We start from the raw sequence: 26,821 nt of genomic DNA, 5'->3' as shown, positions 1-26,821 counted from the left end.
CATCTGTTTTTTACAACGAAAATATTCTTCGATTTTCCACCTTGAAAAATAGGTTCTTGCCACCTTGATTTATTGCATCAAATGTAATCGTGTTGGCTGATTTATAATCTTTTTCTGAAGATGAGTGTATTCTGGAAAATATACTGACAGGATGGTTGCTGGTGGTAAGAGCACAAGCCTCTGTGACATGATATCCTTTTTTATATACATTTTTTGTGGAAGTACTTTCGGAACCATCACGTACGATGCCAAGAGACTCAAATTTATAGCCGTTCGGTTTTACAACATCGCTGTCATCTATATGAATCACAGGTTCAGAAGGAACCAAGGTTTTGATCATCTGAAGGTAAGAAGCAGCAGCTTTTGCAGGAGTTCCTTTTTCAAGATGTCTGGAAAGCCCTTTTGAAAATTTATTTGTAAAAGTTAAAATTTTTCGTTTCATTTGGTAGGTATTTTAGGCATTTTTTGAAAGTTGTTTATAAGGAAGCGGTAATAATAGGGTGTCTGTGGATAAATCTGCGGAAACTCAAGTATATATTTGAGATTGCACGATTGGAATCTGATATGGTAAAATAGAAAAAATGCAGATATGATTTGGAACAGATTGTGCAAAATGAAAGGGAGCGAGTACTATGAAGAAACGAACAAGGATAGGCGCGATGCTTGCCGGAATGGTATGTGGTATATGCCTGGCGATTGCCCCGGTAACGGGTGTATTTGCAAAAGCAAACAGCGCAGAAGAATATGAACAGGCGTCATCCGCAGAATTATTTGCAGGCACCAAGGCAGTGAAGCTGGATGCGGACAAGATCGGGGAGACATCTTCGTATAATGACATGGTGTATGTACCAGAAAAGAATGGTATGTTTTTTTTGCATACGATAGGGGAAGAAGTATACGACAATTCAAAGCAGTATGAGATCGTCTTTTATGATATGACAAATGAAACATATACAACAGTATATACCAGCAGATATTATATAGAAGATGCATATATGAATGAAGATGCCGTTTATTTTGCGACCACAGATTATAAGAGAAATACAGATGCTTCATCGGATTCATACAGCTATGCCTGTCAGGTAGAGATTGACAGTTATAATTTTAAGACAGGAGCAGAAAAACAGCAGAATTTTGATACATTTAATGTAAATGGATATTGGGCAAATCTTATATCAGCGCTCGGTGTAGATGGAGCGGGCAGATATTATATAGCAACACACGAGGATGAATTATATTTGTTCAGTCCGGATGGTAAGCTGTTGAGCCAGAAAGGCGGAGCAGAGGATATATATGAATTCCTGGGCTTCGATCAGACGAATGGAAACTTTTACTATCTGGGGCAAGAGAACTGGAGATACTGGGGCTTCGATCACAGCATGGCGAGCCTGAAAGCAGGAAAAGTGAACCGTGATAATTCCATCACGATCAAGGGTGCGAACATGATGTATCTGTATCAGTTTGGCTGGTTTACGCATAAGACACCGGTACGGATGCTGAATGGACGATATCTTGCTACATTATCTACATTTAATGGAGAGATCTGTGCACTGGTGGATTCCAATCAATATGATATCAATGATGTCACAGAGAGCTCGACCAGTATCAATCTGATCGATAGCAGCGTATCGGTATCGCCAATTAATATTGCAAATAAAAAGGCATTAAAGATGGCATTTTATACAGCTGATTCCGACTATGGCGATGATGAAAATTTTGATCTTTCCAGTATCGGACCAAGATGTGTATTAAATGGGAGCGGAACCTCACTGATCGTAAAAACAGATAAAAAAGTATTGACAGAATATGATATAGCAGCGAACAAAGAAAAAATCCGTGTGCAGACCACATATCCTATATACACGTTTTTTATGGATAAGAATAACAACTGTATTGTGATAGAAAAAAAGAATAGCAATTACTATCTTGAAACCTTTGACTGGACATATCCGACTAGCTTTAATGTAAATGCACCTGCAAATATGAAGGTTGGAGAATCAGGGACAGTAGCTTGCAGCACAAATGGTGGATTTTCACTGGATTACTCTTATAAGAGTTCGGATCCAAAGGTTGTAAGTGTGGATCAGAAGGGAAATCTGAATGCATGGAAAAAAGGAACTGCTAAGATTACGATTAGTGCATCGCCTATCAATGTAAAGAAGACAATCACGATCAAGGTAACGGATTCGACCTTGTCAAAGAGAAAGACTGCATACAGATCAACCGGAGCAGTTGGGACGGTATCGGCAACGATGCACCGGAGTATCAATTCAGGCTATACATATGGAGATGTTCAGACGGCTTATCTGAATGCCAGAGCAGATGGAACCTTTGAACGTGTGGAATATATCCGGGGCTATGTAGTCCGGGAGATTTATGATTCCTCCTACCGGTTAAAGAGCCGGAAAAAGATCAAATGTGAACTTCCATTATTTGGTGGGTATTACAGTGGTGAGAAATACAACTATCTGGTATTTGGTCAGTCAAATCCAAAAGAGCGCAAATCAAAAGAAGTAATTCGAGTTGTAAAATATGATAAGAACTGGAAACGGCTTAAAGCGTGTTCAATCAAGGGCGCAAATACATATACACCATTTGATGCTGGTGGCCTCTCGATGACGGAGACAGCAGGTAAGCTGTATATCCATACCTGCCATAAGATGTTTAAAAGCAGTGATGGATATCACCACCAGGCAAACTGCACTTTTGTAGTAAAAGAGAACAGCATGAAGCTTGTAGATTCTTACTATGATGTGATGAACCTGTCTGTAGGTTATGTCAGCCATTCCTTTGCACAGCAGATTGCAACCGATGGAACCTATATTTACCGGGCAGATCTGGGGGATGCATATCCGAGAGGGATTGCACTTACAGCAACGGAGGTGAGTAAAAAGGTTGGAGAACCATCTATGTATGGAACCGTTATCTCTATACCGGGGTATGAAGGAAATAATTATACAGGTTATACATTAAATGATCTGAAGCTTGGAGATAATAATTATATTCTGACAGGAACCGGTATTAAAAGCGAAAAGACATCAGTAACGAACGTCTACATTAATGCGGGGTCCAAGACAAAATTACAAAATGATGCTACATGGATCACAAACTATACAGCCAAGGATAAGATCACAGTTATGAATCCAAAGCTTGTGAAGATCAGTGGTTCCCAGTTCCTTCTGTTATGGGAAGAAAAGAATACAAAGAAAAATACATATACGACAAAGATGGTGCTGTTAGACGAAGCCGGAAATAAAGCATCAGCAATCTGCGCATCACCACTTGCACTTGCCATGTGTGAACCGGTCGTTACAAAATCCGGTATGGTTGTATGGTATGTCACAAATAATGGTTCTCCTGTATTTGTAGAGATCAATCCATACCAGTTATCCAAGGTACAGACAAAGTCCAAGCGCGTGAAAACTTTCAAGAAGGATAATACTTTATCATTTGATAATACAGTAAAGACAGGATATCGGAAAGGTGATGTCGTGATCAAAAATAAGATGATCTATAAGATCACTTCTTCAAAGACGGTTGCCTTTGGTGGAGTAACCTCGAATTCAGTTACGACACTTTCGATTCCTAAGACCGTGAAGCTTGGTAAGAAGACCTATCAGGTAACAGCGATCGCATCTCGTGCCTGTGTAAACAGAACGAAGCTGAAAAAGGTTACAATAGGCGCAAATGTAACAAAGATCGGCAGTTATGCATTTTCCGGCTGTAAGAATCTGAAGACAGTTACGATCAAGTCGAAAAAGTTAAAAGCATCTTCAGTAGGATCGAAGGCATTTACAAAGATTCAGGCAAAGGCTACGATCAAGGTTCCGAAAGGAAAGAAGACGGTATATAAGAAGTTCCTGTTAAAAAAGGGAATTACAAAGAAGATGAAGATAAAATAGAGAGCCGGAGATTTCTGTAGTCGATGAGCTGTCAGGCATTTATATGTCTGACAGCATTTTCTTTTATGAGAAAGGAATGACCTGTAAAGTAAAAATAATACGCTAAGTATAAAAGAATATGATATTGTCCAGAATATAGAAAAAGGGTGGTGGACATGTACGTGAAAAGATCAGCGAAGATATACATGGTGCTGCTTGTCTGGATCGCAGCAGCATTGCAGTTTTTTATAAATGAGAAAATGGACATAGAAGAAGTATTTGCCGGAGTGCGGGAGGCAGATGCACAGAGGCAGATCGATGCGGATGTGAGTGCATGGGGTGTGTATCAGGTGTCTCATTCTCGTCTGGCGCCGACAGCAATAAAAAATCTCCTGTTAAATACGGCTGAATATTTTGGCTTAACTTCCGGTGAACTGACAATCACCGGACAGGATGATTCTATAACAACATTTCAAAGTAACGCGGAAAGTGAGTCCTGGAGGATCACTTTTCTTGTTGATTCTAATACCGGTCAGAGTTATCTGATCTTTCATACGGACAATATAGAAGCAGTTGACCGGATTCATACGTTTTATAATGATCTGAATATTGATGAGACAGTGAGCGTCGAAGCAGATCTTTCTTTGCAGACAGCAGAGAGTGTGATGCAGAAGAAGACACATCCGGCAGAAATGAAAAAGATATCAGATACAGACTTGTTCGAGCAGCCGTCAGGGAAGGACACATTATTAGAAAAATTGCTGGCTGAGCTTCCGGTCACAGGGCTTACGCAGACTCCGGATGGCTGGTACGGGCGGCTGAATTCCAGCGTGCATCTGAGTGATCTGGCAGTGAATAAAAATGTTCGGCTTCAGGGGACGGATTACGGTTCGGTTCATCTTCAATTCGGCGATAAGACAGATCTGGTCAGGTTGTATGCGTCGGTTCTCAGACGATGAAATTTCAGATGTAAAATTTACACAAAACCTAAGAAAAATAACACGAAATATATATTAATTTTCTCCCGGATATGTTAGAATTAGTTGATTTTTGTCTAATGATAAAAATTACAAATAACTTGAAAAGGAGAGTGTATAAATAATTGGAAAACATTATTGAGTTAAAGCATATCACAAAAAATTTTGATGATAACTTTACGGCTGTGGATGACTTTAATCTGGAGGTACAGCGTGGGGAGTTTGTAACCTTTTTAGGGCCGTCCGGTTGTGGTAAGACGACCACACTTCGAATGATAGCCGGTTTTGAGATGCCGACAGAGGGGGAGATCTTATTAAATGGTAAGGACATCAGCAAGTTACCACCAAATAAGCGCCCGATCAATACGGTATTTCAGAGATATGCATTGTTTCCACATTTAAATATTTATGACAATATTGCATTTGGTCTGAAGCTGAAAAAGCTTCCAAAGGCTGAGATTGAAAAGAAAGTAAAAAAGGCCCTTGAGATGGTAGATCTTGAGGGATTTGAAGATAGACGCGTTCAGACATTGTCCGGTGGACAGCAGCAGAGAATCGCGATCGCACGTTCACTGGTAAATGAGCCGGAGATCCTGCTGCTTGATGAGCCGCTAGGTGCGCTGGATCTGAAGATGAGAAAAGAGATGCAGCTCGAATTAAAGGGAATGCATGAGAGACTGGGAATCACCTTTATCTATGTAACCCATGATCAGGAAGAAGCGCTTACAATGTCAGATAAGATCGTTGTAATGTCAGAAGGCCGTATCCAGCAGATCGGTACGCCGGAGGATATTTACAATGAGCCGAAGAACGCATTTGTTGCCGACTTTATCGGAGAAAGCAACATTTTTAATGGAATCATGACAGACAAATTAAAGGTTCGTTTCTGCGGTGCGGAATTCGAATGTCTGGATGATGTAGAACATGGAACACAGGTGGATGTCGTAGTACGTCCGGAGGATATCCTGATCGTGCCACCGGAGCAGGGAGCAGTAAAAGGAACGGTTATCTCTGTGGTATTTAAAGGTGTTCATTATGAGATCACAGTACAGTCCGGTAAAAATGAGATCGTGATACAGTCCACAAAGTCTGCAAAGGTAGGCGACATGGTTGGACTGAATGTAGAACCGGATGGTATTCATGTTATGCCTGCGGAGAAAGCACTGAACCGCATCGAGACAGGAGTTGACAAATATTATAAGCTGGAATTCTTAGATGGTGAGCTTGAGTGTGATCTGAGTAAGATCGTTCCGTCGTCTCATTATGAGGATGGTGTATTAATGGATGCGTCCGGAGATGTCATCGATTATGAGCGGCTCAAGGTGATCTTAACGATCAAGCCGGATGATATTACGATGAGTGATGATCAGGAGGAAGGTATCATATCCGGTCATATCATTAACCTGATCTATAAAGGAGACCACTACAGCTATGTAGTCCGTACGGAGAATGAGGAAGACTTCATTGTTCACGATGAATATCTCTGGAATATGGATGACTTTGTCAGCCTTGTGATTCCAAAGGATAAGATCCACTTTGAACTTAAGAAATAACCGAAAGCAAAAGGAGACAGAGATGAGTACATTACGTTTTTCCAGAAAACAACTGTGTGTGCCATATGCATTGTTCCTGATATGCTTTGTGGTTGCACCGCTTATAGTCATTATATATTATGCATTTACAAATGGAGAGGGGCAGTTTTCGCTGGAGAACCTGACAGGATTCTTCACCAGTCCGAACACGATCGGAACCCTTGCCTACAGCTTTGCGATCGCCTGTGTATCGACGGCAGCAGCTTTGTTGCTGGCGTACCCGATCGCCTATATACTTGCCAGAAGTGAATGGAAGAAAAAGTCGATCATTGTTATGATCTTCGTTCTTCCGATGTGGATCAATTTTACGTTAAGACTGACTGCTTTAAAAGAAGTCTTGACGTTGATCGAGCATAATCTGGCATATTATCCGTTTTTGAATTCCGTGATCGGTATGGTATATGATTTTCTTCCATTTATGATCCTGCCGATCTATACAACATTGATGAAGTTAGATAACAGTCTGTTAGAAGCAGCAAATGATCTGGGTGCGAGCTCTGTTCAGACATTTTTAAAGGTGACGCTTCCGTTATCTGTTCCGGGTATCATCAGTGGTATCGTGATGGTATTCCTTCCGTCTATGACGAACTATGTTGTATTGGATATGTTGTATAACAGCACTTATGTTATGGGTAGCCTGATAGGTAGCTATTTTGCTGCATACGATTGGCACAATGGATCCATGATCGCACTGGTGCTTCTGTTGATCATATTAATCTTTACTCTCTTTACAAATAAATATGAGGGAGAAGACAACAACAGAGGAGGTGCATTGTTATAATGAAAAAAGGATTTCGGGTTGTTTTTATTATATTGATGTTGGTGATCCTCTATCTGCCGATTCTGATCCTTGCAGTTTATAGTTTTACGGATTCGGCAAATATCGGAACAATACACGGATTTTCCGTTCAGAATTATATTACGTTATTTACAAAGCCTGAGCTTGCAGATATGATCTGGGGTACGGTTCTTCTTGCGGTTGGATCTGCATTGATTGCCACTCTGCTTGGAACATTGGGTGCGATCGGTGCATTTTATTCCAAGAAACTTGCATCGGGGATCGTATCTGCGATGAATCAGGTTCCGGTTGTAAATGCAGATGTTGTAACCGGTTTTTCAATCTGTATCCTGCTGATCGTAGTATTTGGTGTCAGTAAGGAATCCTATGTGCCGCTGGTCGTTGGACATGTTGTGCTGTCTGCCCCGTTTGTCTATCTGTCAGTTGTACCGAAGCTAAAGCAGATGGATGGAAGCCTGTATGAGGCAGCTATGGATCTGGGTGCATCACCATTTACCGCACTGGTAAAAGTAGTCCTTCCACAGATCCTGCCGGGGGTGATTTCAGGATTTGCACTGGCAATTACCCTGTCATTAGACGATTATTTCATTGCAAGCTATACGAAGCCTGCGACCTTTGATACGATCAGTACTTATGTCGTAAATGCGACGAAAGGATCTCAGACAGAGATCAAGACTGCTTTATGGGCGTTATCAACAGTGATCTTCGTGATCGTTATACTGATCGTTGTTGGTATGAATATGACATCAAAGGCAAAGGCGAGAGCCGGAAAGGCAGGTGGCAGATATGAATAAGAAGAAGTTATTCAAAGGATTTGCCGGCTTCTGTGCCGGACTTATGATGCTTACACCTGCGGCTTATCTGGTACATGCGGAGGCAGATAATAATGTGCAGGATCAGACAGAAGCATCTGCCATATCAGATAATACAGGAAGTGATGCAGCAAAGACAGATGCTGCCGATGTACAGAAGTCGGATGATACGATCGTGCTTCGAGTATCCAACTGGGAAGAATATATCGACCTTGGAGAATGGGATGAGGACGAAGTAATCGACCTGGAAGATGGAACCGAGATCTTCGGTGAGAATTCCATGGTGACGGATTTTGAGAACTGGTACTATGAGACATATGGTCAGAAGGTAAAGGTGGAATATTCCTGTTTTGGAACAAATGAAGACCTTTATAACATGCTTACTCTTGGTGATAAATACGATCTGGTTTGTCCATCCGACTACATGATCATGAAGCTGATGGCAGAAGAAAAAGTAGTTCCGTTTTCGGATTCGTTTTATGACACGAGTATAGAGGAAAATTATTATGCAAAGGGAGTATCTCCATATATCAGACAGACCTTTGATGAAAATGAGATCAATGGTGAGAGCTGGAGCAAATATGCAGCCGGATATATGTGGGGTGTAACCGGTATCTTATATAATCCGGAGGAGATAACGGAGGAAGAAGCAGGTACATGGAATATCTTGGATAATCCGAAGTTTGCACGTCAGGTTACGATCAAGGATAATGTGCGTGATTCTTATTTTGCGGCACTTGGTATTTTAAAGCAGGACGAACTGACATCAGAGGAATTCACAAATGCAGATACTTATCATGATGATCTGCTTCGGGTAATGAATGATGTCAGCCCGGAAACGATACAGGAAGTACAGGATCTGCTTCAGGATATGAAGGACAATGTATATTCCTTTGAGACAGACAGTGGTAAGGCAGATATGGTATCCGGCAAGGTACTTGCAAATTATCAGTGGTCCGGTGATGCGGTTTATGCGATGGATCAGGCAGAAGAAGATGATCTTTATCTTGATTTCGCCGTGCCGAAGGAATCTACTAATCTCTGGTTTGATGGCTGGGTGATGTTAAAGGATGGTATCGATGAAGATGCCAGAAAACAACAGGTAGCAGAAAGCTTTGTGAACTTTCTTTCAAGACCGGACAATGCAGTCAGAAATATGTACTACATCGGATATACTTCTGTTATTGCAGGAGGCGAAGATGATAATACAGTATTTGATTATCTGAACTGGAATTATGGTGCGGAAGATGGAGAAGAAGATACAACAGAATATCCGCTTGGTTATTTCTTCAGTGGTGATAATTCGGATCCTGATTACATCATAACAGCTCCGGAGGAGCAGACAAGACGTCAGCTCTATGCCCAGTATCCGGACGAAGCGGCGATCGAGCGAAGTGCGATCATGCAGTACTTTGATGCAGATGCCAGCAAACGGATCAATCAGATGTGGATCAATGTCCGCTGCTATAACATTAAGGATGTAACTCCGCAGGTGTGGGTGATTGTAGTAATATTGATCCTTGTGGCAGCAGGGCTCATCGTGCATTATAAGCGTTCTCATTACCATAGTTAATAGTAAGTTGCAAGTATAGTGCCGGTGATTGACAGAAAGTTTAAAGAATAAAAATAGGAATCTTTTATGTTTTGAACACACAATCGTTAGTTTTTTATTTGACTTTTGTGGAACAAGATATGAAGGGTTCCTCTTTTTTGTGGGCGTTACCAGGTCAGTGCGAAATCAAATAATGCAAAATTATCACGGATATTTTCTGACCGGGTTGATACCGGATGACACGAATCCGAAGAAATGGACGAATGAAAGCTGTCCAAAGCATGAATAATAAGATGAAATAATTTTTCAGTGATATTTGAGGAATTTTGGGATTATAATAGATTTAAATGGCATTAATAAATAAAAAATGTTATTATAACTACATAATATATGAATAAAAATAATCAGGAACAGGAGGAAAATTTTATGACAAGACAGGAAGTTTTAATGACCTTTGCACAGGGTACTAAAAAAATATTGGAAAATAATTTCTCTAAAATTATTGTCTATGGTTCTTATGCTCGTGGTGATTATAAGGAAAATTCAGATATTGATGTTATGATATTAACCCCCTTTTCAAAAGAAGAAATAGAACAAGTCGAGAACAAAATTTTTGATCTTGCTTTTGAATTAGAATTGGAATCAGGCATTGTGATTAATCCTGTTCTGGAAAATGAGGAACATTATAAATATTGGTTGGGGGCATTGCCGTTTTTTGATAATGTAGAGAAGGAGGGGATAGTAATTGGATGAGAGACAAAAGAATTTAAGTAATTATCGAATTGCTGAAGCTGAAGATAGTTTGAAAGTAGCAGCACATTGTTTAAAAGAAGGTTTGTATAAGGATTCGATTAATCGGTCTTACTATGCTGCATTTTATGCAGTAAAAGCTATATTGGCGTTGAGTACAGTTGATTTTAAGCGTCATAAAGATGTTATGGGATACTTTAATAAAGAATATGTGGCTAAAGAAATATTTCCGCGTGAAATAGGAAGAAAGCTTGGAACGCTACAAAGAGTACGTGAAAAAAGTGATTATGATGATTTCTATATTGCGTCGCGAGAAAAAGCGGAAGAACAGTTTCAGACAGCGAAGCTGGTTATTGGTGAGGTAAAAAAATATTTGGAGGAGTAATAAAGATAATGATAATAATAGAAGCCTGGGAGAAATTTCTCCCAGGCTTCTATTTTGGATACTATAAATTATAATTCAGAATAACCATAGCTGTTTACAATAGCTTCAATGCGGTTTCCGGCCTGACACATTGGACACTGATCATGAGGATAAGTCTTGTAATCAGGGAGATCCTTTTCGGTAAACAGTGCATGTACCGGATAGCCGTCAACCTCTGTCGCAACAGAGAAGATAGCAGAGATACCTGCGATAGAACCACCGTAGTATTTGATACACTCCAGACTCTTTTTGATCGTTTTACCGGTTGTAGCAGATGCGATCAGAAGAAGCACATGCTTGCCTTCGATCATTGGCTGGAGGTTGTCACGGAAGATCAACTGACCGGAGCTGTGAACCTCAGGTGTAACAACGTAGATGGACTTGTGCTGGTTCATGGAAGTGATACCGTTCTGGCTTAAGGTTTCTGCCAGATAAGCACCGATCACTTCAGTACCATCCATGCAGACGATCGTATCAACGATAGTTGATGCTACATATTCGGTTCCCATGGATTTGGCAGCGGCAGCAGCCATAGTGCCTCTGACTTTCAGGGTTGTCATATCAATGTACTGGTTGATATGAGAATGGTTTGTAGCAAAGTGACCGTTCATCACTTTGATGTATAACTGATTGTTGTAAGAAGATGTTAATTTCATTGCGTCATGTTTCATATGTATGTACCACCCTTTCATTTAAATAACATATATAGTTGTTATACGATCTCTAAAATTGTATTTACGACCAGATCATTCTGTTCCGGATTCATGAAGCAGAAGCGGATATAAGAATTATCCAGTCCTGTGATATCTGCACAGCTTCTGATATACAATCCCTTACTCTGACAATGATCCACAACCGTCTGTGCGGAAATGTCTTTTTTCAGTAATTTGACCAGAATAAAATTCGCATCCGGCTTATAGAGCTTGATCGTCTTGCGGCTTGCCAGTGCAGAATAGACCAGATTCCGTTCCGTCTTCATCAGTGTCTGGGTTTTGCTTATATAAGAAGCATCCTTGAACATATCGATGCCGGCTGCCTCTGCAAGTGTATTGATCGCATAAGGAAATCCTGTGATCGACATTGTCTTTTTAAATACCGGATTTGATGTAATTGCATAGGCTAATCGAAGTCCGGGTACTGCAAAGAATTTGCTTGTATTTCTGAGAACGTAGAGATTGTCATATTCCTTAACCAGCGGAATAGCGGTGCAATCATCCTTATCCTGAACGAAATCCATATACTCCTCGTCAACGACCAGTGCAATATCATTTCCTGTACAGATCTTTGCGATGAATTCCAGAGATTCGCGGTCGATGACCTGTGATGTTGTTCCGTTTGGATTCGAGATAAATACCATATCAATGGATTCATTTAACGTAGAGATGAAATCCGCAATATCCAGTTCGTAGTTTTCTTCTTCGGATAACTGATAGTATGTGATATCACAGCCGTTCATTTTCAGGACCTTCTCATAGTTGTGTGCTCCCGGTGAAAGAAGAACAGCATGCTTTGGACTGTTGAATTCGATCAGGAGTTTGATAAATTCATATGAGCAGCTTCCGACAATGATATCGTCCGGATCCGCACCTGAATAGCCTGCGATACTTTCCTTTAATCTTGTATATGAGCCATCCGGGTAACGCTTCAGATCTTCGATGCTGTTAAGAATGACATTTTTGACAGAATCCGGAACCCCGAGCGGATTCATGTTCAGGTCAAATCTTACAGATTCATTCTGGGAGAGCAGATTGCTTCCAGAAAGATGTGATGTACTTTTTCCCATAAAAAATTCCTCTTTTTCCATATATAATGTTTCAAAAAACTATTTATTTTGCTATAATCAAAATATATGTTTTTATATAATTATACCGATTCGGGGATTTAATTACAAGAAAAATACATGAGTTTTAATAAAATGATTACGAAAGCAAGGAGAACCAGATGAAAGGGATCGTAGAACAGTACGCCAGAGGAGAATTCAATGTAGAAAGACCGGATATTGATATTTCCATTGCAAAGCTGGAACTGGCTGTGGAAGCCGGCTCCATATTTCAGGGAACCTTTAAGGTGGTGTCGAAGAATGATGTACCGATCAAATTGATGGTATATGACAGCAGATACCTGTTCGATTTCAAGAGTCATACATTTGTAGGCAGACGGAATACGGTTGCCTTTTCTTTTGATGCCCGCGGAATCGAAGAGGGCAAGAGCTTCAAAGGACATATCAACATCATAACGGATGGTGGAGAATATAAGATCCCGTATAGCGTAGAGGTTGTTCCGCCTTATGTTTTGGTAGAAGACAAACGGATCGAGGATTTGTTCCAGTTCGCGACCTTCGCAGAGGAGCACTGGGATGTAGCAGTTCAGATCTTTGACAGCCCGGAATTCGTGCGTACCTTTTTAGGGGATGACGCGATCATTAAGGGTGTCTATGAGAGTCTGAAGAAATCGTTATCCATCAATCAGGCAATGGAAGAATTCCTTGTATATACCCATAAGAAACGTGTGCTTACACTGACAGCAAAGCAGCGTGAGCTGTTGATCGAGATGCCGGATGAGCTGGTTCGGGCAACGATCTCCGTAAATAAGAACACCTGGGGTTATACCCATACCTATATTACATCAGACAGCGATTTCCTGATTCCGGAAGCAACCAGGATCACAGGTCAGGATTTCACTGGAAATAATTATGAGCTGAACTTCCTGATCGATCCGACGAAGATCCCGGAAGGGGTATCAGCGGGTTATATCCATTTTAATAATACCCTGCAGAATATCAGTGTAAAGGTCAGCATCAAGAAGCCGGAAGTTCAGAGAACAGAGCCGAAAAACCGTCATGTGAATTTCATGATCAAGAAAGGCCATGAGGCACTGGCAAAAGCATACATTGATTTCCGTACGGATAAGATGTCACTTGCTGATTACACGAAACGTTCGACAGAGGCACTGGAAACACTGGTCAAATACAGACCGGAGGATAATATCTACCGTCTGGGACTGCTTCATATGAAGCTGTTAGAGGGCAAGACGGAATATGTAAAACAGGAATTTGTTCGTATCGATGCAGATGCCGATCTGAACGAGGCAGGCAGCATGGAGAAGTGTTATTACAGTTATCTGAAAGCACTTCTGACAAAGGATAAGGACATGATCGACAGCACGGCAAGACTTGTCCGCGGACGACTGGAACAGGAGAAGGACAAGCTGTTTTATTTCTGGCTGCTGTTATTTGTGGACTACAGTTATACAGAGGATAAATGGAATCTCTATGAGGATATCCGGAAATTATATAATGAGGGTGTAAACAGCCCAGTTATTTACTTTGAAATATGTGATATGTTCAATAAGCAGCCGCTTATGATGAAACGGATCGCACCGCTTGAGATCTCAGCTATCCGATGGGGTATGCGGCATGAGTTTGTATCCGAAGATGTCATTATGGAATTCGTAAAGACGGCTGCAAGAATGAAGCTCTTTGATATTCACGCATTCAAGATGCTGGAGAATATCTATGCAGCAAAGCATGATCGTATGACACTGGATACGATATGTGAAATTCTTCTCAGATTTAAAAAATGTGATAAAGAGTATCATGTATATTATCAGGATGCGGCAAATGCAGGAATTAAATATGTTGGTTTGTATGAGGGCTTCTTAAAGAGCATGGATAAGAAGACGTATCAGCCGATACCGGAATCCATTCTCCGTTATTTCAATTACAAGAATACGTTAGATGATGAAGAGCTGGCGTATCTCTATGCAAATGTCATCATGAATAAGGCACAGAATATGAATGTGTTCCATGAGTATATTCCGGCGATCGAGAACTTCATGGAGAAGAAGATCATCGACGGAGAAGTGAGTGATGATCTGACGGTTATTTATGAAGAATTTCTGGAGCCGGAGAGCGTGAAGCCGGAATTTGCATCAAAGTTAATTAATATCATATTCAAGCAGAAGCTGACCTGTCGGAATAAGAATATTGTATCAGTGGTTGTAACACATGAGGAACTGGAAAAGAGTGAACAGGTGGATGTGATTGATGGAGAAGCTTATGTAGAGATCGTGTCAGAATCCGCTATCATTACATTACTTGACAGTCGGGGCTGCAGATATATCAATACGGTACCATACCGGCTTGAGCCGGTTGTCGGAGAAGAAAATTATCTGGATATCTGTAAAGAGTATAATCCGAAGGATTACCGCCTGTTATTATTTGAGTATAACGATATAGACAGCTTTTCATATAAGGATGCATCCGAGATCAATCTGGCGCGTGATATCTCTAACTGCCCGAATATCAGTTATCTGATCCGGCAGAGAGCACTCCGCCATATGGTTGAGTATTATCATGAGAATTATGATGCGGATATTTTATATAAATATCTGTCACGAATTGATCTGGATTATGTGGAAGTAGAGGACGCTTCCCGGATCATTACATATTACATTTCTTTACGGATGTATGAGCAGGCATTTAACGGAATCCATCGGTTTGGATATGTAGATGTGGATGTGGATGAACTGATACGGATCGCGGAATTCGGAATATCCGATAAGCGCTATGATGATGACAGGACGTTATTATCCATTTGTGTATATCTGTACCGGAGGGGGTATGCGACACAGAAGGTTCTGGCATTCCTGATCAATAACTATAATGGCTCGTTAGAGGAAATGGCAGAGCTGTTTAAGGCAGTTAACACAAATTATCGTGATATTGATATGCTTGCAGAGAATATCTTGGCACAGATGATGTTTGCAGATGCTTATACAGAGGCAATCTTTGATATTTTTGCGCTTTATTACGCAGGTAGAAGCAGGGGCATGGTAGTCAAGGCATTTTTACGGTTCTGTGCATACCAGTATATTATCAAGGATCTGAAGATTCCTGCGGATATCATGGAATGTCTGTATAAAGAGGTGGAGAAGAAGAACATTACAGATGAGATTTCAGAGATGGCGCTGCTCTCTTATTTTGCAGGTTGCGGTGGACGGTTCTCGGCAGAACAGAAGGAATGGATCCGGAATACAGTTCGTCATTTTATAGACAGCAGTAAGATCTTGCCGTTCTTTAAAGAATTTGCATCCTTTGTAACGTTGCCGTATGATATGAAGTTTAAGACCTATCTGATCTTTAAGGGCGAGAGCGGCAGACAGATCTGGGTAAGCTACAGCTTCGGACAGGAAAGCAACAGTATGGCACATTACAAATCGGAGCGAATGAATGAGATCATACCGGGAATCTATATCAAGGAATTTGTTGTGTTCCACGGAGAGACGCTGTTATATTCCATTGATGGTGCGGAGAGCGGTAATTCATCCATCGTTGAGAGTGATATTTTAAAGAATACAACATGTCATAAGAAGAACAGTAATCGATTTGAGCTGATCAACAGTATGCTGATCAGTCAGGAGACAAGAAATGATCAGGAGCTGATCCAGGCGATGGATACCTATCTGAATAACACACATTTCTTTGAGGAGAATCTGATATTGTTATAAGACAGCAGAAACAGGAGGAGATAACATGACGGAACATCCATTATATCTGGGATTGGATCTGAGTCCGGAGTATACACAGTTAAGTTATTATAAGCTGGATGAAGGAGTACCGGAATCAATCTGTCACAGCGATTCCAAAGATACATATCTGCTTCCAAATATTATGTTTTATACAGATAAATATAAAGACGGAACCGGAGCAAAGGATGAATCCGGTTGGAGTGTCGGAGCGGTGGCTGCAGGAAAACGGTTCAAGGAAGATGGCGTGGTGGTTGACCGTATTTACCAGAAGACGATCATCAACGAGGACACGGAGATCTATGGAACAGGTTATAAAGCAAAAGACCTTCTGGTCAAAATGCTGCTGCTTCATATCCGGGAATTTACAAAACAGTTTGAAAGCTATGAGATCAGGCGGCTGGTAGTAACGATCGCAGATGCAGATATTCATATCATCAAGGCAGTGCAGGAGTTACAGAAAGCACTTCATCTGAGTGATGAACAGTTTGAGATTACAAGCCATATAGACAGTGGAATTTATTACATCTTTAATCAGCCGGAGTCATTAAGAAATAACAGTGTGGTGCTGTTTGATTTTAACAGCAGCGGACTTGATTATTACAGATTCGATATTACGCATAACAAATCACCGGAGATCGTAGATGTATTTCATCAGAACCTGAAAGACCGCTTGACATTTTCAGCGTTTAAGAAGGACGATGAGGAGTTGGATGAGCAGTTCGCAGCAATCTGTCAGGAGCTTCTGGCAGAGACTTATGTGTCCTCGGTGTTCCTGACCGGAATTGGCTTTGCGGATAACTGGCTGAAGGAGTCGGCGACGATCCTCTGTCAGGGAAGACGGGTATTTGTCGGTCAGAATATCTATACAAAGGGAGCCTGCTACCGGGCATTTGGCGACCGGCACAGCAAGGTGCTTGACCGTTATCTGATCCGGTCGGAATATACAGTTGGCTTTGATATAGGTATCAGTTTAAATGATGACAGCAAGACATTTGTGCCGATCACCAGAGGAGGACAGGAATGGTTCCACACAAAGGGAAAATTATATATCTTTCCGGACGAATCGAATCAGGTGGAGCTGATCTATCGCAACATATTGACAGGAGATTATGATAAGGAGCATATCGAGATCCACGGACTGCCGAAGCGTCCGCCGAAGACGACCAAGATCTCACTGGAAGCGGAATTCTACAGTGCGGAAAAGGGAGCGGTTGTTATCAGGGATGAAGGATTTGGAACGATGTTTCCGACCACAAATAAGATATATAGGAAGGAATTTGACCTGAAATGGGAAAAATAATTGTATGTAATACAAAAACTGCACAGAATCCATATACGTTCCTGAATACCAAGGTATCTGTATATTCCTACGAGGAATTGTGTTATTACCTGTATAATAATATGGTGCTGGTTGGGGAAGAAGATGTATCGGCGAGATTGTCGGCATGGATCAGGAGGGAGCTTGATCTCACAGAACTTGCAGACAAGATCGATACATTACTTGACAAGCATGCATTTGTTCAGGATATCATGGTGGAGATCCTAGTGTATGGCGGATATTACAGCAGTGAAGAAGTACGACAGTTTATGGCGGAATGCCAGAAGCTTCGTACGTTAAAATCATACGAAGTCGAGAAGCTGCGGGCGGATGGATATCTGCGGTACAAGCATTATATAAAAGCGGGTGCGATCTATGATGAGGTTATCTGCTATCTGGAAAAAGAAAAACAGGAGGATGAATTCCTCGGAAATGTATATCATAATAAAGCAGTTGCTCTGGCCGGAAATCTTCAGCTTGATGAAGCAAAGAGCTGTTTTATTAAGGCATATTCGTTAAATAAGAACGAGGAATCCCTGATCGAATATTTCTGTGTGCTGGCAGTTACGGTGGATACCGCGACACTTGAAAAAGAGATTAAGAAGCGGGGACTTCCTGCGAACTTCCTAGAGGATCTGATGAGTGAAGTTGGCGATTCTAAAGAAGATGTGCGGGAGCTTCCAATCTACAATAAAGTCCAGAAAGCGGTTTATAACCGACTTCATGGACATATTGAAGATTATGACAGACGTATGGATACGATCCTGTCGGAATTAAAAGACGAATTCCGGGATCAGCTTGTCTGATAAATGAAAGGTAAAGTTGTGTATGAAGTATGATGTGATTATTATCGGTGCAGGACCGGGAGGAATCTTTGCGGCATATGAACTGATGAAGAAGAAACAGGAGTATAAGATTGCTGTATTCGAGGAAGGATATACCTTAAAAAAGAGAAAATGTCCGATCGATGGCGATAAGATCAAGAATTGTATTAACTGTAAGCATTGCTCGATCATGTGTGGATTTGGCGGAGCAGGTGCATTCTCAGATGGAAAATACAATATCACAAATGATTTCGGTGGAACACTGTATGAATATATCGGTAAGCAGAAAGCTGTTGATCTGATGAAGTATGTAGATGAGATTAACATGGAAAATGGCGGCGAGGGAACAAAGCTTTATTCAACCGCCGGAACGAAGTTCAAGAAGCTTTGTCTTCAGAACAAGCTGAAGCTTTTGGATGCGTCGGTTCGCCATCTGGGAACTGATATCAACTATGTTGTTCTTCAGAATCTGTATGATCAGATGAAGGATCATATAGACTTTTATTTTGATACACCGGTTGATACAGTACAGGTTATTGATGGTGGTTATCGTATCATCTGCGATAAGGGTGAATTCGACTGTGATAAATGTATCGTATCCGTTGGACGAAGCGGAAGCAAATGGATGGAAAAGGTATGTAAGGAGCTTGAGATCCCTACAAAATCCAACCGCGTCGATATCGGAGTCCGTGTGGAGCTCCCGGCAGTTATCTTCTCACATCTGACGGATGAATTATATGAAAGCAAGATTGTATATCGTACGGAGAAATTCGAAGATAATGTCAGAACCTTCTGTATGAATCCAAATGGAATTGTGGTAAATGAGAATACGAATGGTATCATCACTGTAAACGGACACAGCTATGAGGGTGATGAGAAGAAGACAGAGAATACAAACTTTGCACTTCTGGTTTCCAAGCATTTTTCAGAACCGTTTAAAGACAGTAACGGATATGGTGAGAGTATCGCAAGATTATCTAATATGCTGGGCGGTGGTGTAATTGTACAGAGATTTGGAGATCTGGTTCGAGGCAGAAGAAGTACCGTGAAGCGTATTGAAGAAGGGCTGGTAACACCGACCTTAACGGCAACACCGGGTGATCTGAGTCTTGTTCTTCCAAAGCGTATCTTAGATGGAATCATGGAAATGATCTATGCACTGGATAAGGTAGCACCGGGAACAGCAAATGATGATACTCTGTTATATGGTGTAGAGGTTAAGTTCTACAACATGGAAGTGGAGTTGGATGAGAATCTGGAAAGCTGCCACAAGGGCTTATATGTGATCGGAGATGGCAGTGGCGTAACGCATTCGTTGTCCCATGCCTCCGCCAGCGGTGTCTATGTTGCCCGCCATATCATTGGAGAAGAATAGGATTGAATAAAAGCTGGAGCTGTCCTAATGGCATCCGCTAACATATAATATGAATCCCCCTATACATGACATTGACGGATTTTCGTTATGAACTGCACATTGCCAGTAAATACGAGTGCTTGTCTGAGCCGAAGACGAGTTAGCACAGGAGTATTTACGAATCAGGCATGTGCAGAGAATAGAAAATCCGGCACGTCATTATAGAGGGGTTCGTATTGTATGTGGACGAAGGCATTAAGACAGCTCCAGCTTTTCAATGACAAAGCCTGCATTTTCCATATGGTAGTCATTGCCACAGTAAGGGCAGATGCGCTGGCGTACGGAATCGAAGCTTGCGCCACAGGCAGGGCAGTGGACGGAAGTAATGGAGAAACCGGGCGGTTCCATGTAGGCGGTATTACGTCGGAGGGATACGTCGATACAGTCGCCCCGACGGTTTATGGCGCCATCATGTTCACTGTAGTTGATCCACCAGGTACGAAGATTCAGGCACAGTTCACTTCCCTCCATGTGGATATCATTGACAGTTAAAGCCTGCATGTAGGTCATCTCGATGATATCCTGAAAATATGGATCAAAAGAAGAACCACGATAGAAAGCAAGGTTTTCCGGGTGATCTGCCAGAACGGTCATGCGGATCAGGGAGATGATCTGGCCTTCAAATTTCTCGAAAGAAAAAACAGGATCATAAGGCGCAAATGCTCGTGAGATCTTTCCCTTTGCTGTCACATAAGACCAGAATGGAATACGTTTTCGACCGTCACGATTGAACTGCTTAATGATCAAAAGAATGGATGAAAGCATAAGTCCGGTGATGCCGCCGAAGATCAGTGTGACAAAATAGGACATGATCAGGCTGGCAGGAATCGGATTCTCCCAGTCTGAAAGAAAGGAAATAAAAGTAAATAGAAATACAACCAGAATAGTGATCCATATGGTGGAGCCTCGTTTGTTTACATTTTTCATGGAAGCATTATTCCGGATAAAATAGGTATTCGTGACACGCGGGAACAGATCCTTTATCTGGAAAACGGTGCTGCAGTATGGGCAACCCTGTGTCAGGGCAGCAACCGGATTGACAGCGCCACAGTTCGGACAGGTCATGGTCATATGATGAAGCTCTGCTTCATTTGGTGTATGCACAACCACCTCATACATGATATCATCTGATTTCCGGTCATATATGGTGCCGGATGTATTTTCAAATCGCAGATGCCGGTTGATCCTTTCGTCCATGGTATCAACGGAATACCAGACCGTGTTTCTTGTAAGATAAGAGGTGCCATTGGTGTCTTTGGCAGGCGTTGTGTAGTGGATCATTTGGATACCTTTGCGATTCAGACGTTCCTTCTGCAGGTGGAGGGCGTAGGAGGTATCACCGTCACAGCTCTTTGGCGGAAGGCCGGAATCATACCAGTGATTCAACTCTATGGCAAAATCATCATAAATGCTTTTGTGTTTTTCCCATGAAGGTTTGTATTTCTTAAATGCGGTCACCTGTTTTATATAGCGTATCAGTAATATAACGGCAATTATGATCAGTACGATGCCGATTCCAAGGAAAATAAATCTTGGCGTACGATCGATCTCGCAGGTGTATACAGAGGCAGACAGAATTCCTGCTGCCAGAACGCCGATGCTTTTAGGGAACAGAGTGGCATCCGGCAGTGAGACCGGATGATTTCGTTTGATATTTGATATTGGTGGGAGTATATCCATTCTTTTTCTCCTGTTAAAAATTTGATCATTGGGTAATATGGGGGAAATTATAAGAAAATAAATGCAATGTACGATATAAAACCATTTGTCCCATATAGGAAAAGTGTATAATGAAATATAGAAGATGTTCAGCATAAAATAAGAAAGGACCAAAGCATGAAAAAGCAGGAAACGGCAAATACATCGTTAAAAGAGAATAGAACACATGGAACGGTGCAGTATCCGATTGCTTTGTACGAATGGAACGGAGAAAATGAGTGGCATGTGGTTCCGCATTGGCATGAGGAAATGGAATGGCTCTATTTTCAAAAAGGCGATTTCCCGGTATGGATAAATACAAAGGAGTATCAGGTTCATGCACCGGCATTTATGTGCATCCATCCGGAAGAACTGCATGCACTGATCCTGGAAAAGGATGGTATAGAAAGTGCGGTTGTGTTCCCTCTTGATATCCTGTGCTTTGAACGGTATGATGCGGCGGAGGCGAAGGTGCTTGGCCCGCTTGCAGAAGGAAAGCTTCGGATGCCGGTTCTGTGCCAGAGCGGGGATGCGGCATTTGAAGAATTAAGTGCTTGTTATAAAGAGATCGAACAGATGCTCAGGCAGATGGAAGAATATGATACGAAGAAAGCGCAGCATCAGGATTCTTCAATAACGCGTGAGAACATGCCAGGAGAACCGAAACAGAATCTACAGAAAAATATGCTCTATTTGAATATCAAGGCAAAGATGTTAGAGCTGATCGCAGTTGCATATAAGTATGACCTGCTTACAAGACAGGTCAGGGAAGGCAGGGAAGAATCCGGGACGGTAGAGAATCTGAAAAAGGTGTTGCAATACATCGGGGAGCATTACGGTTCGTCGATCCGCCTGTCTGAACTGGCGGAGCTGGTCAATATGAATGAACAGTATTTTTGCCGGTATTTTAAGAAGAATATCGGGAAGACGATCACAGAATATATCAATGTGATCCGTGTGGAGAAAGCGGCAACGGCACTTGCAGAGACAGAGGATAAGATCATAGATATTGCATCTGCCTGTGGATTTGACAATATCGGATATTTTATCAGACGCTTTAAAAAGGAGAAGAACATGACACCTTCCGAATATCGTAAAAAGTCAAAATAGTACAATAAAATAGTCAATTTAAAGATAGAAAACCTCTTTGTATTCCGTATACTGTAATTAAAGTGTAAAAAGAACGAGTATCTGTATCCGATGGTGGAACAGATACAGACAGTATAAAAGGAACACAGGAGGTTTTTATAATGAAAAGAAAATGGTGGCATGGTAAAGTAGCATATCAGATATATCCAAAGAGTTTTCAGGATACAAATGGAGATGGAATCGGTGATCTTCGTGGCGTGATCGATCATTTAGATTATCTGAAAAGTCTGGGAATCGATATTATCTGGTTATCTCCGATCTATCAGTCTCCATTTGTCGATCAGGGTTATGATATTTCAGATTATTATAAGATCGATGAGATCTTTGGAACGATGGAAGAATTCGATGAGTTGTTAGCAGAAGCGAAGAAGCGGGATATGTATATCATTATGGATCTTGTTATTAATCACTGTTCTGATCAGCATGAATGGTTCCAGAAAGCATTAAAAGATCCGGAGGGTAAATATGGCGATTATTTTTATTTCCGTAAGGGAAAAGACGGCAATCCGCCAAGCAATTACCGGTCTTATTTTGGTGGAAGTGCATGGGAAAAGGTAGAAGGAACGGACTATTATTATCTTCATATGTTTGCAAAGGAACAGCCGGATCTGAACTGGAACAATCCTGAGGTATTAAATGAATTATATACCATGATCAACTGGTGGCTGGATAAGGGCGTTGCGGGTTTCCGTATCGATGCGATCATCAATATCAAGAAAGATCTGAGTTTTCCGGATTATGAGCCGGACGGACCAGATGGAATGACAGGAATCTTCCGTATGGTTGAGGGCGTCGATGGCGTTGGTGAACTGTTAGAGGATCTGAAGAAGCATACATTTGAAAAGTACGATGCGTTTACAGTTGCTGAAGTATTCAATATGAAGAAGGATGAGCTGGAAGAATTTATCGGTGACGACGGACATTTTTCAACGATGTTTGATTTCTCAGCGCATGAGATGACCTTTGGCGATCATGGCTGGTACGATGCGAAGAAGGTCGGATTTGATGATCTGAAAAAGGTGATCTTCCATGCACAGAAGGAATGTGAAGATGTTGGCTTCCTTGCAAATATTATAGAGAATCACGACGAGCCGAGAGGTGCGAGCCGTTATCTGCCGGATTACCTTCAGAATGAAGACGGAATCAAATTACTGGGAACGATCAGTGTTATGCTGCGTGGTATTCCGTTTATTTATCAGGGACAGGAGATCGGTATGCGTAACTGTCATATGGCTTCGATCGATGATTACAATGATATTAGTACAAAGAATGAATATGCAGTTGCAATCGATGCTGGCTGCACGGTAGAAGAAGCGATGGAAGCCTGCTATGAGAACAGCAGAGATAATGCTAGAACACCAATGCAGTGGGATGATTCTGCACAGGCAGGATTTACAACCGGAACACCATGGCTCTTTGTAAATCCAAATTATAAAGAGATCAATGTAAAAGAACAGCTTGGCAGGGAAGATTCAGTATGGTACTATTACCAGAAGCTGATCGCACTTCGTAAGTCCGAGGACTACAAAGAAGTATTTACCTATGGCAAGGTCGTTCCAATGTTTGTGGAGAAGGATGGAATATTTGCATATGCAAGAAAGACGGAAGACCAGACCGTTTACATTATAACGAATTACAGCAGAGAAGATATCACGGTTGATCTGCTGACTGCAAATGAGCAGCCGAAGCTTCACGTTTTGTTAGATAATAAGAATGACGTATGCTTAAATGGCAACCGTATACGGTTAAGCTCCGGGCAGGCAGTGATCCTGGGATAATGCTTTGAATAATTGATCAACATATAAAACCATTAAAATGATGGCGAAACAGCGCTTAAAAACCATCATTTTGATGGTTTTTATTAGTTACAAGGAAATTAATATATGATATTCTGTTAAAAAGTGGAAATAAATTAGGGGTATTATAATGGCATAGAAATGGGGTGTATATATGAGAAGGAATTACAGGGAAGGTATCGGCAGATGGCTGGCAGGAGTGCTGGTTATCAGCATGACACTTGGACAGATAACAGGCTGTCAGGTGACAGGTGGGGATCAGAATGGGGGAACAACTTCCAGGTATCTGACAGAAGAAAATACTGACAGGGCAGATGGCTCACAGACGACAACCGAAGAACCGACCACAGAAGAAGAGTGGAAATCGATCGTCTCGGGGGAATACTACAAGCAGGCAAAGGTATCCGGATATACAAATCTGTATCAACTGGATATAAAAGTAGAGGAAGATAATATTTACATCAATAAGATGTTTGCTTTTGGGGATGCTCTTGGAATCCAGTATTGCGTAGGAGAAGACGGTTATCTGGCACTATATGATCTGGCGGATCTCAGGCAGAAAGCGGTTGTAAGCTGCCCGAAGAATACATATGCGTCAGATGTATTTTCAAATGGAACCGATGAGGTGGTTCTCTATGATAAAGGCAACAAAGAGCTGATCCGTTATGGATCCTTGTTGGATAATGAGTCTGTTATGCCAATCGAAAAAGGGACACCGGACAGTTATCTGATGTCAAAGGATCTCACCGGCTTCTTCTATACAAATGCAGAGGATGAACAGATCTATGAATATGATCTGCGGTCAGGGGAAGAGTCAGAGGTGTGTCTGGCATATTCAGGAGAAGGAAAAGATACAACGCTGCTAGGATATGCGGAAGAACCGGAGTATCTGGTGGTGTCGGCATATGATAATACGGCAGAACGTGTGGAGGTCAGATGTTATAGTGTGACCGGTGAAGATATAAAAGAAACCGGTGATTATGATATCGTGCAATTTGAAGGAAGTGGGGATAAGTACTACGCATCGGTATATGCGGATGGTCAGGTCTATCAGGTGTATGGAGAAACTTCCGGGGAAGAAGCGGGTATTTTGTTCCCGGATAATACAGGTGATTTTCAGGTTGGCTGCGATGTAGAACATGGTCTGGCTATGTATGGCAGTTCCAGCCAGTCGCAGGAGACGAATACACAGAAGCTGCAGTTCCGGATCTATAATGTGGATACCGGTAAATGTGAAAGCAGACTTGCAGTAACATTTCCGTTTGATGAAACAAATTATATCTATATCGATCAAGGTACTTATATAGATACATACAACTTCTTTGTATTTTCAACGAGCGGACTCACACCGAAAATATACATATGGAATCTGAACGATGCGCGCAGCATTTCCGGTGATTCCAGAGTCTACCGTTATCCATGGAGTTATCTGGATCATCCGTCCGATGAGCTGAAGCAGGAGCTGCGGCAGCAGGCAAAGGATATCGGAGGTCAAAATGGTGTAGAGATACATATATTTGATGAAGTGACGGAGTGCAGCAAGGATATCTACCGGTATGAGGCATCAGACAATGCACTTCTGACTGCTCAGTCATTGGAAGTTCTGAAGAATGAGTTGAAGAAATATCCGGATCGGATGTTGAAAAATCTGGATGATGGATATGGAAGCATATTAAAGATCTATCTGGCAGGTGCGATCATAGGAACAGATGAAACGGCACTTACAACAGCTGCCGGAGTTCAGAATACTCTGGAGAATGACACATTTCTGGTTATTGATATCAATGATCAGTCCTCCTATATCAGCACGATCCACCACGAGATCTTCCATGCGATCGAGAACCATATGAATTACACCGGCTGTTGGTTTGATGAAGGAATTTGGTCGGAGTGCAACCCGGATGGATTCGATTATGATTACGATTATATTGCAAATGAAAATAGCTATGACAATACCTATGTTGCATTTTCATCCGGTGATGCGTCAGAGATTGCATTTATTGATACCTACTCAAAAAGCTTTCCAAATGAAGACCGTGCGAGAGTATTTGAATATGCCATGACGGATCAGCAGAATGATAATGGATTCTTTAGCTATGAAAGAATACGGAAAAAGTTAAAGGTGATATCGGATCAGATGAGTGCATGTTTCCCGGAGGATGATGGAGCGACACTTATGCCGTGGGAAAGAGTATTGATGTATGAAAAATAGCAAGATTACGTTTAAAATGTAGGTTTGTCAAACATATGTTACACAGATGCCAGATAATCCTTTAGTACCTGATTTGGAGATTTCCATCCTAATG

The 26,821-nt window shown here is 41.6% G+C and carries 19 protein-coding genes; 15 read left to right on the top strand and 4 right to left on the bottom strand.

Going from position 1 to position 26,821, the window contains the following annotated elements; all coding sequences use genetic code 11:
- Positions 1–10: 10 nt before the first annotated feature.
- Positions 11–442, bottom strand: coding sequence for a hypothetical protein (locus GT641_RS13025; RefSeq protein WP_243143768.1), 432 nt, complete (start codon positions 440–442; stop codon positions 11–13).
- A gap of 190 nt (positions 443–632) precedes the next feature.
- On the opposite strand from GT641_RS13025, the gene GT641_RS12300 reads away from it, so the two are divergent.
- From GT641_RS12300 to GT641_RS12265, 8 genes are all read left to right on the top strand, one after another.
- Positions 633–3,902 (top strand): leucine-rich repeat protein, encoded by a 3,270-nt coding sequence (locus tag GT641_RS12300; RefSeq protein WP_161117689.1) that lies wholly within the window; start codon positions 633–635, stop codon positions 3,900–3,902.
- Between the two features lie 155 nt (positions 3,903–4,057).
- A complete protein-coding gene (locus GT641_RS12295; protein WP_008402015.1) occupies positions 4,058–4,840 on the top strand; it encodes a hypothetical protein in 783 nt (260 codons plus the stop codon).
- 143 nt (positions 4,841–4,983) lie between these two features.
- Positions 4,984–6,411 carry a polyamine ABC transporter ATP-binding protein gene (gene potA, locus GT641_RS12290; protein ID WP_008402014.1) on the top strand — a complete coding sequence of 476 codons (1,428 nt, stop codon included), beginning with the start codon at positions 4,984–4,986 and terminating at the stop codon, positions 6,409–6,411.
- A gap of 22 nt (positions 6,412–6,433) precedes the next feature.
- On the top strand, positions 6,434–7,231 hold the full coding sequence (locus tag GT641_RS12285) for an ABC transporter permease (RefSeq protein WP_021943440.1): 798 nt from the start codon (positions 6,434–6,436) through the stop codon (positions 7,229–7,231).
- Complete coding sequence (locus GT641_RS12280; protein ID WP_008402011.1) at positions 7,231–8,043, top strand: ABC transporter permease; 813 nt, start codon at positions 7,231–7,233, stop codon at positions 8,041–8,043. Before GT641_RS12285 ends, GT641_RS12280 begins: the two co-directional genes overlap by 1 nt.
- Positions 8,036–9,634, top strand: coding sequence for an ABC transporter substrate-binding protein (locus GT641_RS12275; protein WP_161117688.1), 1,599 nt, complete (start codon positions 8,036–8,038; stop codon positions 9,632–9,634). The genes GT641_RS12280 and GT641_RS12275 overlap by 8 nt, the downstream gene beginning before the upstream one ends.
- Positions 9,635–10,039: 405 nt before the next feature.
- Positions 10,040–10,366 carry a nucleotidyltransferase domain-containing protein gene (locus GT641_RS12270; RefSeq protein WP_044945669.1) on the top strand — a complete coding sequence of 109 codons (327 nt, stop codon included), beginning with the start codon at positions 10,040–10,042 and terminating at the stop codon, positions 10,364–10,366.
- The gene (locus tag GT641_RS12265; RefSeq protein ID WP_008402005.1) at positions 10,359–10,748 is read left to right on the top strand and encodes a HEPN domain-containing protein; all 390 of its coding nucleotides are present in this window, start codon (positions 10,359–10,361) and stop codon (positions 10,746–10,748) included. Before GT641_RS12270 ends, GT641_RS12265 begins: the two co-directional genes overlap by 8 nt.
- Before the next feature lie 68 nt (positions 10,749–10,816).
- Here the strand turns inward: GT641_RS12265 and GT641_RS12260 are convergent, their stop codons facing one another.
- Positions 10,817–11,458 (bottom strand): orotate phosphoribosyltransferase, encoded by a 642-nt coding sequence (locus GT641_RS12260; RefSeq protein ID WP_044945666.1) that lies wholly within the window; start codon positions 11,456–11,458, stop codon positions 10,817–10,819.
- Between the two features lie 41 nt (positions 11,459–11,499).
- Complete coding sequence (locus tag GT641_RS12255; RefSeq protein ID WP_008402003.1) at positions 11,500–12,570, bottom strand: histidinol-phosphate transaminase; 1,071 nt, start codon at positions 12,568–12,570, stop codon at positions 11,500–11,502.
- 158 nt (positions 12,571–12,728) lie between these two features.
- Here GT641_RS12255 and GT641_RS12250 point away from each other — a divergent pair, with 158 nt between their 5' ends.
- The 4 genes from GT641_RS12250 to GT641_RS12235 are packed head-to-tail and all read left to right on the top strand — an operon-like array spanning position 12,729 to position 19,833.
- Positions 12,729–16,295 (top strand): DUF5717 family protein, encoded by a 3,567-nt coding sequence (locus GT641_RS12250; RefSeq protein ID WP_161117687.1) that lies wholly within the window; start codon positions 12,729–12,731, stop codon positions 16,293–16,295.
- A gap of 25 nt (positions 16,296–16,320) precedes the next feature.
- Positions 16,321–17,616, top strand: a complete 1,296-nt coding sequence (locus GT641_RS12245; protein ID WP_161117686.1) for a DUF5716 family protein — start codon at positions 16,321–16,323, stop codon at positions 17,614–17,616.
- On the top strand, positions 17,604–18,440 hold the full coding sequence (locus tag GT641_RS12240; protein ID WP_008402000.1) for a hypothetical protein: 837 nt from the start codon (positions 17,604–17,606) through the stop codon (positions 18,438–18,440). Before GT641_RS12245 ends, GT641_RS12240 begins: the two co-directional genes overlap by 13 nt.
- Before the next feature lie 22 nt (positions 18,441–18,462).
- On the top strand, positions 18,463–19,833 hold the full coding sequence (locus tag GT641_RS12235) for an FAD-dependent protein (protein WP_008401999.1): 1,371 nt from the start codon (positions 18,463–18,465) through the stop codon (positions 19,831–19,833).
- 234 nt (positions 19,834–20,067) lie between these two features.
- Here GT641_RS12235 and GT641_RS12230 read toward each other — a convergent pair whose 3' ends face one another.
- On the bottom strand, positions 20,068–21,552 hold the full coding sequence (locus GT641_RS12230) for a zinc ribbon domain-containing protein (RefSeq protein WP_161117685.1): 1,485 nt from the start codon (positions 21,550–21,552) through the stop codon (positions 20,068–20,070).
- Between the two features lie 156 nt (positions 21,553–21,708).
- On the opposite strand from GT641_RS12230, the gene GT641_RS12225 reads away from it, so the two are divergent.
- The 3 genes from GT641_RS12225 (at position 21,709) to GT641_RS12215 (ending at position 26,727) form a co-directional block, all read left to right on the top strand.
- On the top strand, positions 21,709–22,680 hold the full coding sequence (locus tag GT641_RS12225; RefSeq protein WP_243143767.1) for an AraC family transcriptional regulator: 972 nt from the start codon (positions 21,709–21,711) through the stop codon (positions 22,678–22,680).
- Positions 22,681–22,820: 140 nt separating this feature from the next.
- Complete coding sequence (locus GT641_RS12220) at positions 22,821–24,497, top strand: alpha-glucosidase (protein ID WP_161117684.1); 1,677 nt, start codon at positions 22,821–22,823, stop codon at positions 24,495–24,497.
- Positions 24,498–24,669: 172 nt separating this feature from the next.
- On the top strand, positions 24,670–26,727 hold the full coding sequence (locus GT641_RS12215) for a hypothetical protein (RefSeq protein WP_161117683.1): 2,058 nt from the start codon (positions 24,670–24,672) through the stop codon (positions 26,725–26,727).
- The last annotated feature ends 94 nt before the right edge of the window (positions 26,728–26,821 follow it).

The organism is Clostridium sp. BIOML-A1 (assembly GCF_009874105.1).
Classification (GTDB): domain Bacteria; phylum Bacillota; class Clostridia; order Lachnospirales; family Lachnospiraceae; genus Coprococcus.
The sequence above is the reverse complement of the archived record's forward strand: the minus strand, read 5'-3'. Positions and strand labels throughout refer to the sequence as shown.